The sequence below is a fragment of the Kitasatospora sp. NPDC059722 genome (genome assembly GCF_042733235.1).
Lineage (GTDB): Bacteria > Actinomycetota > Actinomycetes > Streptomycetales > Streptomycetaceae > Kitasatospora.
On the sequence record NZ_JBHWGD010000123.1, the window covers coordinates 6,202 to 16,289 of the forward strand.

The following is a 10,088-nucleotide window of genomic DNA, read 5'->3' on the forward strand; positions in this document are numbered from 1 at the left end:
CCCCGAGGGGCTGGCGCGCGGCGGTGAGAGAGTCGGTCGTCGCCGCTGACCCACCCCACACAGAGACCCCCCAGCCCCCCCCCCGCGCGTCCGGCGCTTTCGTCAGCCGCAGTTCAGACGCTCCGGGCTCCGGCTGACCCACTTCTGGATGATCTCGAATCCGGGGTACTGCGGCTTCGGCTTCGTCCAGGTGGCCACGATCGTGTAGTTGTTCCTGCTGAAGTTGCGGCACTTGTACCTGGGGTTGATGTCACCCTTGCGCGTGGCGGTCTTCTTGTCGACCTGGTGGCCGTTCTTCTGCAGCTCCAGCGACAGGTGGGTGAGGCCGCAGTCGTAGAGCCGGCCGCCGGCCTCCACGTACCAGTCCCGGCCGATCTTGCGCGGGTACGGCTTCCACAGGTCGGGCGACGCGCAGCCCTTGGGGAGGTTCGGCGTCCCGACGGTCTGAGCGAACGGCGTGGCGGCGCCGGCGCTCACGGTCCCGTCGGCGTCGCTCGTGGGCACGGCGACCCACTCCGAGGACACGTCGGCGACGGGACCGGCGTCGGCCGCCTGAGCGGGAACGGTCAGGCCCAGGGTGGCGAGTCCTGCGAGGGTGGTGGTGACTGCGAGCGTCGTCATGCGCTTGCGCAGATCCATGGATCGGTTCCTTCCGTCTCTGGGTTGCGGTACGGCAGTTCACTCGATCCGGCAAGGCTGGGCGGCACGTACGGCCGGCCGGCTCACGAGCTGCCGCCGACGGCCGCCCCGGGCCGATGAGTTGTTCACTCGGCCGCCTTCCGGCGAGTGCATGCACATGCTGCCGGGCAGCGGGAGGTGCGGTCGTCAGCCCAGTGGGGCAGCGGTCCGTCAACCCTCGCGGTATGCGCGCAGTGGGCCTGCATCCCCCGCGGACGGCCACACCCCGCCGAGTGTCGGTCGCCGCACTCCGGTTGTGTGTTCACAAGAGCGCGAGTCGGCTGCCGGAGGCCTTTCCCCGGGCGTATCCGTCACTGCCCGGTCCGGTTGGTGAGGGGCTGTTGAGGGGTGGTCGGTGGCGCGAATAGTGCCTGGACGGTTTCGGTGGCCAGGTCTCGCAGCCAGGTGTGGGCGCGGTCGTCGTCGTAGCGCTGGTGCCACAGCAGGTACAGGGGGACCTCGGGCAGCGGGAGTGGCGGCGGCAGTGTGGCGAGGCCGAGTTGTTCCCGGGCTGCGCGGGTGACCGCGTCGGGGAGGGTGACGACCAGGTCGGTGTCGAGGGCGAGTTGCAGGGCGAAGGCGGTGGTGGGCCCGGCGGCGATGACGCGTCGTTCGAGGCCGCGGGTGGTCAGGGCGTCGTCGATCGGGTCGCGCAGGCTTCCGCGTCGCGAAACGGTGAGGTGTTCGGCGGCTGCGTAGCGCTCGATGCTCAGCGGACCTTCGGTGAGGGGGTGGCCTGGTCGGACGGCGACGACCAACCGGTCGCTGCCGACCAGGCGGTGGCGGATGTCCGGGAGCGTCGGGGCGCCGGCGCTCGATTCGAGGTCGACCTCACCGCGGCGCAGCTCGGCGTCGTCCGTCCCGGGTTCGGCCGACAGGCGCAGCCGGACGCCGGGGGCCTGGCGGTGGACGGCGGTGATCAGGGCGGTGCCGCAGGCGGCGGTCAGGGCGTCGTGCCAGCGCACGGTGAACACTCGGTCCAGAGCTGCCAGGTCGAGTTCTTGCTGTGCGGACAGGAGTTGGTGGGCCTGCTGTACGAGGGCGTGGACCTGGGCGCGCATGGCCAGTGCGCGGGTGGTGGGGACCATGCTGCGGCCGGTGCGGACCAGGATCTGGTCGCCGGTGGCCTTGCGGATGCGGCCCAGGGAGCGGCTCATCGCCGGTGCGGTGACGTGGAGGCGTGCTGCGGCGCCGGCGACGCTGCCCTCTTCCAGCAGTGCGTCCAGGGCCGTGAGCAGGTTCAGATCCAATTGCATGCCAGTAACTCTATAAGTGAATAGCATGCACTTGTTGTTAATGACCGGGGGTCCTACCTTCGAAGTGCAGGCGCGAGACAAGCCGCCCGCACACATCGAACGCAGGGAGCCCGCCATGAGCACAGCCATGCCTTTCGCCGCCGACACGACGCTGCTGCCCGAGGTGACCGCCGCGGTGAAGACCGCAGGCCTCACGCTGCGCGACCGCCACACCTCGCACGCCCGGGGCGTGAGTCTGGACGAGGTCGTCGCCGAGATCCACGCCAACGACGACGCGGTGCTGGACGTGCTGCGGGAGCCACTGCTGCGGGCCCGGCCCGGATCGCGGTGGGCCGAGGACGAGCTGGCCGGCGGTGCGCTCCCGCCCGGGGAGTGGTGGGTCGTCGACCCCGCCGAGGGCAACATCAACCACGTCCACGGCATGGAGGACTGGGCCGTCACCGCCACGCTGGTCCGCGACAACCAGCCGGTCCTCACCGTCGTCCACCTGCCGCTGACCGGCGACACCTACACCGCCGTCGCCGGCGGCGGTGCCCGCCTCAACGGCCGGCCCCTGAACGTGTCCACCAAGACCGATCTGGGCGCCGCGCTCATCGGCACCGGCCAGGCCAGGCCCGGCGAGGACGTGCGCACCTTCCGGCGGATCGGCGACTCGGTCACCGCCATGCTCATCAACGGCCTGGTCGTGCGCGTGTCCGTGCCCGCCACGATGCAGCTCATCCACGTCGCCGCCGGACGCACGGACGCCTTCTGGCAGTTCTCCGACGTCCGCTCCGGCCTGGTCGCCGGCGCCCTGCTGGTCTCCGAGGCCGGCGGCACCGTCACCGACCTGGCAGGCGAACCCTGGCACACCGGCAGCCGCGACTTCCTGGCCGCCGCCCCCGGCATCCACACCGCCGCCCTCAAGGTCCTGTCGACCATCGCCTGACCGGACACCTCCGCCCCACCCACCCGATACCGCAAGGAGCATCACCTCATGACCAGCATCGGCATCCTGGGCGCCGGCCGCGTCGGCGCCAACCTCGCCGGCAAGCTCGCCGCGGCCGGACACCGTGTCACCCTCGGTGTCCGGAACCCGGAAGAGACCGCAGTCCTTGCCGCCGGCATCGCCCCGCAGATCGCCTTCGCCGACCAGCGCACCGCCGCCCGCACCGCGGACATCGTGATCAACGCGACGCCCGGCGACACCTCCCTGGACCGCCTGGCCGGCCTGCGCACCGAGCTCTCCGGAAAACTCCTCGTCGACGTTTCCAACGCCATCCGCGACACCGACGACGGCCTGCCCGGCGACCTGTGCTACCCCGGCAGCAGCCTCGCCGAGAAGCTCCAGGCCGCGCTCCCCGACACCCATGTGGTCAAGACCCTCAACACCATGTTGTTCATGGTCATGACCGCTCCCGAAACCCTGGCCGTCCCACCGACCGCCTATCTCTCGGGCGACGACCAGAACGCGAAGAAGACCGTCACCGGCCTGCTCGGCGACCTGGGCTGGCAGCCCGCATGGATCGAGGACCTCGGCGGCATCACCACAGCCCGCGCCACCGAGGCCATGATCCTCGTGGTTCCCCACATCCTGCGCCGACACGGCTTCAAGCCCTTCGCCGTCTCCCTCGCCCGCTGACCCATCAAGACCGGGTCCGGACCAAAACCAGCAGCGGGCTCGTGCGAGCCGGCCGGGCGCCGGCACGGACAACGCTCGCTGAGCTGCAAGGGGACGCCCGTTCCCGAGTACAGAGCCGTCCCTCGGGCGCGGCGGCCGAGATCCTGCCTCGCTCCCCATAGCCCCCATACCGACCCGGGTGCCGAATACCCCTGGGGTCCTGATCACCCGGATCGACCTCGCCGCCACGCAGACCGTGCTCCAACGCGCCATCATGAAGGCGGACATCAGCCGCGCCGCCGGCAACGCCTCCGTCAGCGCCGTCTCCTACAACCGGGACGACGCCCGCGTGCGGCGGGACGCCTGGCGGGCGGACGACCTGGAGTCCCAGCGCCGCCAGGCCATCGCCGCCCGCGCCTTCGTCGAGCGCCCTGGCGTCAGCACGCTGACCATTCCCTGTCCGCCGCTTGGTTCACTCATCTATCCTTCCTGACATGTAATTGACGGATTATCAGTTCCCTGAGCCTTTTCGGCCTTGCTGCTCCAGGGTGAGGACGGCCTTGGCCGCTGACGTAAGCCGGCTCGGGCTGCAGCGGGGGTGACGGAAGACCCGCCGGCGCTTGAAGGTGGCCACGCCTCGTTCGACGGGGTACCGGAAGCGGGCGTGGGCTCGGTTCAGCCGGTGAAAGACTCCGCGTAGGCACCGAAGGCGTACATCGCTTCGAGGCTGCCCGGTCGTGGCGGGTCGGCCGGGTCCCAGCCCAGCTCCCGGTCCTGGATCACCTGGGTGAGCAGGGGGCGCCAGCGCGGGTCGAGGGTTTCGCGCGCCCATTCGAGTGCGCCGCGCTTGGAGGCGACCTCGCCGGTGTGCAGGGTGAACAGTGCCCGGCAGTAGGTGGTGACGGCGTAGCGCTGACTCCAGGCCAGGTCGAAGTCGGCCCAGGTCCGCAGGTCTTCCATGAGGCCCGGCAGCATCTCGCGCATCGATTGGCGCAGGGCCTGGGGTGGCACTGGGTCGACGAGGTCGGTGACCGGGGGGCCGGCGAGGGTGATTCCGTGGTTCCTGAGGATCCAGCGGGTGTGCGGGCTGTTGCAGTGGGCGTCCCAGATCAGCTCGCGGTGGCCGTGGTCGCAGAACAGCCACGGTGTTCCGAGCCCGGCGACGGTGCGCAGGGACGTGGTGTCCGCGTAGGAGCCCTCCAGGTGCTTGGTCCAGAAGCCCGGACGGGTGGGAACCTCGTCGTGGAGCCGGCGGAGCTCTGCCTCTGTGGCCCCGGTGGGCAGGACGGTGGTGGCGACGATGAAGTCGCAGTCGCTGTGCAGGTCTCCGGCGCCCAGTGCGAAGGAGCCCTGCAGGTAGGCACCGACGAACGTGTCGCCGAGGATGGCGCGGACCGCGTGGACGAACTCGTCCAGGAACGCGTCCAGCTCCCGGTACGGGGTGAACATGGGTGATCTCCATACCCGTTGAAGTGGAAGGGGCTCACGGGCGCGGCGGAGATGAACGGGATGTGCCGCCGCGTTCAGGCGCGGCGGATCTGCCCTGCGGCGAAGCAGTACGACGTCATGGGATGGACGGTAGCCGTCGCCCCCTTCGCTGAGCAATCGAGATTCCAGCGGGCGGATCGCGTGGCGGTCTCCTGGGCGGAAGGTCACTCGCCTCGGGGGAGTGCCGGCGGATCGGTCAGAGCCTGGTACCGGGTGAAGGCTTCCTGGGCGTCGGGGACGAAGGTCGTGCTGCGGATCGCGTCCCGGAGTTCGGCTTCGGTGAGCCAGGTGTGCCAGGCGATCTCCGAGGCGTCCGGCGTGATCGGCTGGGTGATGGTGGCCTCGTGCACGCCCAGCCAGTAGGGGCTGATCGCTCCGCGGCAGAGGTACTTGAAGACGAGCCGTGTGGAGGTGCGGACACCGATCTCCTCGGCGAGCTCCCGGGCCGCTGCGGCCTCGTACGTCTCACCCACGTTGACGGCGCCGCCCAGCAGCCAGTTGTACCGGCCGGGAAAGCGGGAGTCGTCGTCGGGACGTCGGTGGACCAGGATCCGGCCCTCGGGGTCGCGGCAGACGGTCGTCGCGACGCGATGCAGCCACTGCTGGCGGATCGCCTCGCCCCGCTCGACGACTGCCAGTACGTGGTCTTCCTCGTCGACGCGTTCCACCAGTTCGGCCATGGCGCACACGATGCCAGAGGGCACTGACAGACACAGCTCACGCTGATGCCGGACGAAGGCCGCCACGCCCCGATGGCCGGCCGGGCTCGTCGCTCCGCGCGTCCGCGTTCTCTCCCCCTCGCCGGGCGCGCGGGGCGGCCATCGTGACCCGTGCCGCCTCAAGGAGCGCAACAGATGAAGTACGCCCGCCGCACGGCCGGCCGCGGTCACCGGTGTCGCTCACCGCCGAGGTGATGTACCGGACGGTCATCGACGGCGACGCCAAGACGGTCCGCAACCGGATCGGCCCCGACGGCGAGGCGATCCCGCGCGTCAAGCAACTCCTCGGCCAGGGCCGGGGCCTGGAGGAGCTCACCGCGCGCGATCGCGGCCAGGCCTCCGCCCTGTGGACCGTCCTGATGCCGACACCGGACGGCTCCTAGCCGAGCGATGCTCCGCCGAAGGCGAACCCCAGCACGATCAGCAGCAGGATCAGCGCTGCGGCCGTTTTGATGACCGGATGCTTCTGGCGAAGGGGCTCGTCATCCTCCGGCCCATCGTGCGGTAGGAGTTCGGCCGGCAGCTCGATCCGTTCGTCGGGATCGGCGGGCGGCACCTCCTCCTGGCACACCGGGCGCCGAACGAGCACCGGCGCCGCGAGATCGACGGGCAGCGTCCGCAGGAAGGCCTCCAGCCGCTGGGCGTCGACGGCCACGGTCAGCTCGTGCAGTTCGGACAGCAGGGCCCGGTCGGCGACCGCGCGGCTCTGCCCGACCCAGGACAGCCGCCAGCCGGTGGCCAGCCCGTCACGGACGAGCACCTGGTCGAGCAGTGCGCGCAGGGCACCGGGCAGCGAGCGGGCAGGAGCCAGTGTCTCCGGGGCCTTGGCGAGGGCCTCCAGAACGGTCCTCAGGCTGGGCCGTGTGGTGCGGCCGCTCCGGCCGGCGGCCCGGGCCAGGGCCTGGGCGCTCTCGCCGGTAAGCGTCGCCGCCGCGGTGGAGGCCCAGGCCGCCGTCGCCAACCAGGTCGTCTCCGGGTCGCCGGCGTGTTGTGGCAAAACGGTCAGGCTGAGTTCGACGGTCCGCTGGTCGAGGTCGGTCAGCACGCCGATCGCGGGGACCGGTTCGCGGCACGGTGCGGTTCCGTTCGCGCGGTGCGCGAGGGCGTTCAGGCGTTCCGCGAGCGGGGGGTGGCTGTCGAACCGGGAGACGGGCCGGTCCGGTGGCGAGTCCCGCCATCGGCGCAGGGTGTCCTGGTACTCGGGGTCGGCGAGCATCTGTGCGAAGACGGCGAAGGGATCGTCCGGCAGCCAGCCGGCCCGGGCCACCGGCTCCAGGTAGTCGGAGACCAGCCGGGCCCAGGCGAGCGCCAGGGAGTGCACGTTGCGCAAGGCGTCGGCCATCACCGCCGCTCCGACGACCTGGGCCGACATCCGGTCCGCCTCGAACTCCTGGCGCCGCCCGACCGCCGCGGTCAGCCGGAGGTAGACCCGGGCGTAGCCGGAGAACAGGCAGTACCAGGCGTAGGCCGGATGGTAGCCGTTCTCGGCCTGGACCATCGGGTGCCGACCGAGGCGTTCGAGGATGGATCCGAGCGCGGCGGTCCCGCGGCGGGTGACGGACGACAGGGCGGTGTGGCGTCCCGCGTAGTGGCCGAGCTCGTGGCAGATCACCGCTTCCAGCTCGCCCTGTGTCAACCCCACCAGCAGCGGCATCCCCAGGTAGAGCCGACGGGTCCCACCGAGCAGCCCGAGCAGCATGGCGTGTTCGAGGACCATGGCGTTGGCCTGGGGAATCAGGTACAGCCGGGTCGGCGGGCGCACCCCCAACCGCTCGGCGAGATCGTAGACGGTGTTCCACAGGGCCGGTTCCTCCTCCGGGGCCACCTCGACCGAACCCTCCGGGCCCCGGGCCGGACGACCCGCCGCGCACAACGCGAGAAGGACTGCCGCGACGACGGGCGTGGAGGTGATCACCGTGAAGAGGAGCCTGGCGACGTCGTCCGGCGGTGCCGCCGCGAGGAGGGACAGGAACGCCGCATAGACGGCCACGGCGGCGAGCAGGACCAGGTAGCTGACGAACAGCATGGCGACCGCGAGCAGGGCCCGCAGGGAAACGAGGAACAGCGACGGCCTCACCCGCGCCTCCCGGCGTCCTGGGCCCACGCCTCGGCCAGCCGCTCCAGCAGCAGATCGAGACCGAGCTGGTCGTGCTCGAAGGCGTCCTCCAACCACAGGGCCGCGTCCAGAAGTTCGACCATCAGCTGATCCTGCAGCCCGCCGGCCGGCGCGTCCACCAGCGAGTCGAAGTCGGACCAGAGCTCCTGCGAGGTGATCCCGAGCCGCTTCGCCAGGTTGTTGCGGGCCTGCTTCACGTGGACGGCGACCGTGGTGGCGGAGATCTTCAGGTCCTCGGCGATCGCCCGCTGCGGCTCAGCCTGGAGGCAGAACCGCACCAGCACCTCCCGCTGCCGCTCCGGCAGTTCCCGCACGGCCGCGAGGACTTGGCGCGTCTCGACGGTGACCTCGATCCTCGCCTGCGCGGGGATTCCCGCCTGCAACCAGCTCGCACGCTCCCTGGTGCGCCGCTCGACCCGGTCGAGGAACTCGTTGCGCATGATCTGCCGCAGGTACGCCTCGGGGTGGTCCATCGTGCGCAGACGTGACCACATGCGGCTGGCCTGGACGTACGCTTCCTGGACCAACTCCTCCGCGGTCTCCCCGTCCTGGCACAGGAAGCGTGCCTGCATGCGCAACCTGCCCTGGGTCACCCGGACGAACTCCTCCAACTCCTCGGGAGGTTCCATCCGGGGTCGCGCTGTTCCCTGATCTGACGTCATGACGTCGTCTCCTGTGTGTGATTCGACTTCGACCGTGCTCCGCGCACCAGGAGGACGCTCCCGTCCGCCTGCCGGTCCTCCACCGTCGCCCCGGGCCCGGCCGCGAGGACAAGGCTCTCCAGTACGGCGCCGCGCGTGCGCTCCCGCACTACCGCCAGCCGGTAGGACACAAGCTGGCGCGCCAGCCTGACGGTGCCGGCGCACACGGCCAGCAGGACCGTCTCCCACATCTCCCCGCCTCCTCTCGTCGACGGCGGCGCTCCTTGCGCCAACCTCGCACGGTGAAAGGGGTCTTGAGCGGAAAACCTTTAGTCCCACAGCAGTCGCACGCATGTGATTCACATCACATTCGTCAAGAGGAGCCCGAGACCGGCCCCTGGTGCCGAGCCCCGTGCCGGTCGGCGCGCGCCCCTGGACGTGTGGCCCGCAGGGACCCGTGAGTTCATCTCGAACTCTTGTCCAGGGTGCCCGGTGGGTGTCGGGCAAGTCGGGCAAGTGCTCCGGGGCGAAGTTGCCTGACTGGTACGGGGTTTCGGTGCCATCGCGCGCAGTCGGCAGCCCAGTCGGCAGGCTGTCGAGGTGTACGAGAGTGAGGCATGCCAGAAGGCGCCGGCGGCCCTCCCCGACGGCGTCGAGTGCGACTTCCGCATCATCTAAGGCAACGACTGACCGGCGGGCCCAGCCTTGGCCGGCTCAATGAGTTCGCGTGCCGCCCGGTGTGATGGTGTGTGGCATGCCGCTGTCGGAGCAATCGGGGCACGAGGGCCGTCCGGTCGTCACGCTGTGCCTGTTGACCGCGCTCCGGACCATGGATACCACCGCTGCCCGGGTCGCGTGATCCAGTACCCCGAAGCCTCACCTCCAGCCCATCACATCGGGAGACGCCAGTGATCAGACACCACGCCCCAGGACATCCCGTCGCCGGAGGAGAGGCAGGCGTCCACGCTCGTGCGCGGTGGTGGCGGGCCGGGGTCGTGGGAGGAGTGTGCGTGGTGCTGGCCGGTACCGGGGTGATCCCCGTGGCCGCCGCGGCAACGGGGTCCGCGCCGGCCACCACCCCGGTGCGGACCCGAGGCGCCGACCCGGTGTTCACCTTCGGCTTCACCGGCGCCGCGCAGAGCCTCACCATCCCGGCCCAGGCGGTGGTCACGATCACCGCCGACGGCGCGGGCGGCGCCGACAGCACCGGCACCTCCTGTTCCGTCACGGGCACGGGCGGGACGGGAGTGCGGGTCGTCACCACTCTCCCGCAGACCACCGCCCCGACGACGGTCACCGTCAACGTCGGCGGCACGGGCGGCAAGGGCTGCAACGGCACGGGTACGGGGGGTGCCGGCGGGTTCAACGGCGGCGCTCCGGGTGGGGGCATTTTGGCCACGGGTTTCCGGGCGGAAGGGCCGGGTGGGGGCGGGGCCTCCAGCGTCAGCGCGGGCTCCTTCCTGGTGGTCGCCGGGGGCGGCGGTGCCGCCGGGGGTACCGGAGGCGACCTGACGGGCGGCAACGGGGGCAACGGCGGGACGACGCCCCATGCCACCGCCCGTACCGGGGGTAGCGCCACCGCCCCTGGGG

The 10,088-nt window shown here is 71.1% G+C and carries 11 protein-coding genes and 1 pseudogene; 5 read left to right on the top strand and 7 right to left on the bottom strand.

The window, feature by feature from the left end; translation table 11 throughout:
* Positions 1 to 102: 102 nt before the first annotated feature.
* Entirely contained in the window at positions 103 to 639 is a 537-nt protein-coding gene (locus tag ACFV4F_RS38785) for a hypothetical protein (RefSeq protein ID WP_380435314.1), read from the bottom strand.
* Positions 640 to 989: 350 nt separating this feature from the next.
* Complete coding sequence (locus tag ACFV4F_RS38790; RefSeq protein ID WP_380509927.1) at positions 990 to 1,934, bottom strand: LysR family transcriptional regulator; 945 nt, start codon at positions 1,932 to 1,934, stop codon at positions 990 to 992.
* A gap of 115 nt (positions 1,935 to 2,049) precedes the next feature.
* Between ACFV4F_RS38790 and ACFV4F_RS38795 the strand changes: the two genes are divergently transcribed.
* The 3 genes from ACFV4F_RS38795 to ACFV4F_RS38805 all read left to right on the top strand — a co-directional run bounded on the left by ACFV4F_RS38795 (position 2,050) and on the right by ACFV4F_RS38805 (position 4,027).
* Positions 2,050 to 2,862: an inositol monophosphatase family protein gene (locus tag ACFV4F_RS38795; RefSeq protein WP_380509930.1), complete on the top strand. Its 813-nt coding sequence runs from the start codon at positions 2,050 to 2,052 to the stop codon at positions 2,860 to 2,862.
* Positions 2,863 to 2,910: 48 nt separating this feature from the next.
* Complete coding sequence (locus ACFV4F_RS38800) at positions 2,911 to 3,555, top strand: NADPH-dependent F420 reductase (protein WP_380435317.1); 645 nt, start codon at positions 2,911 to 2,913, stop codon at positions 3,553 to 3,555.
* Positions 3,556 to 3,733: 178 nt separating this feature from the next.
* Positions 3,734 to 4,027, top strand: coding sequence for a hypothetical protein (locus tag ACFV4F_RS38805; protein WP_380435318.1), 294 nt, complete (start codon positions 3,734 to 3,736; stop codon positions 4,025 to 4,027).
* A 182-nt stretch (positions 4,028 to 4,209) separates the two neighbouring features.
* On the opposite strand, the gene ACFV4F_RS38810 is transcribed toward ACFV4F_RS38805, so the two are convergent.
* Both ACFV4F_RS38810 and ACFV4F_RS38815 read right to left on the bottom strand, forming a co-directional pair.
* Positions 4,210 to 4,983 carry an aminoglycoside adenylyltransferase domain-containing protein gene (locus ACFV4F_RS38810; protein ID WP_380509933.1) on the bottom strand — a complete coding sequence of 258 codons (774 nt, stop codon included), beginning with the start codon at positions 4,981 to 4,983 and terminating at the stop codon, positions 4,210 to 4,212.
* Between the two features lie 203 nt (positions 4,984 to 5,186).
* Positions 5,187 to 5,702 (bottom strand): NUDIX domain-containing protein, encoded by a 516-nt coding sequence (locus tag ACFV4F_RS38815; protein ID WP_380509936.1) that lies wholly within the window; start codon positions 5,700 to 5,702, stop codon positions 5,187 to 5,189.
* A 212-nt stretch (positions 5,703 to 5,914) separates the two neighbouring features.
* Between ACFV4F_RS38815 and ACFV4F_RS38820 the strand changes: the two genes are divergently transcribed.
* On the top strand, positions 5,915 to 6,124 hold the full coding sequence (locus ACFV4F_RS38820) for a hypothetical protein (protein ID WP_380509938.1): 210 nt from the start codon (positions 5,915 to 5,917) through the stop codon (positions 6,122 to 6,124).
* On the opposite strand, the gene ACFV4F_RS38825 is transcribed toward ACFV4F_RS38820, so the two are convergent.
* From ACFV4F_RS38825 to ACFV4F_RS38835, 3 genes are read right to left on the bottom strand one after another with little or no spacing between them, the layout of a single operon-like run.
* On the bottom strand, positions 6,121 to 7,818 hold the full coding sequence (locus ACFV4F_RS38825; RefSeq protein ID WP_380509941.1) for a M48 family metalloprotease: 1,698 nt from the start codon (positions 7,816 to 7,818) through the stop codon (positions 6,121 to 6,123). The two genes, ACFV4F_RS38820 and ACFV4F_RS38825, sit on opposite strands and share 4 nt — an antisense overlap.
* On the bottom strand, positions 7,815 to 8,486 hold the full coding sequence (locus tag ACFV4F_RS38830) for an RNA polymerase sigma factor (RefSeq protein ID WP_380509944.1): 672 nt from the start codon (positions 8,484 to 8,486) through the stop codon (positions 7,815 to 7,817). Before ACFV4F_RS38830 ends, ACFV4F_RS38825 begins: the two co-directional genes overlap by 4 nt.
* A gap of 29 nt (positions 8,487 to 8,515) precedes the next feature.
* Complete coding sequence (locus tag ACFV4F_RS38835; RefSeq protein ID WP_380509947.1) at positions 8,516 to 8,749, bottom strand: hypothetical protein; 234 nt, start codon at positions 8,747 to 8,749, stop codon at positions 8,516 to 8,518.
* Between the two features lie 759 nt (positions 8,750 to 9,508).
* Between ACFV4F_RS38835 and ACFV4F_RS38840 the strand changes: the two are divergent.
* A pseudogene (locus ACFV4F_RS38840) lies at positions 9,509 to 10,088 on the top strand (hypothetical protein); the annotation flags it as partial.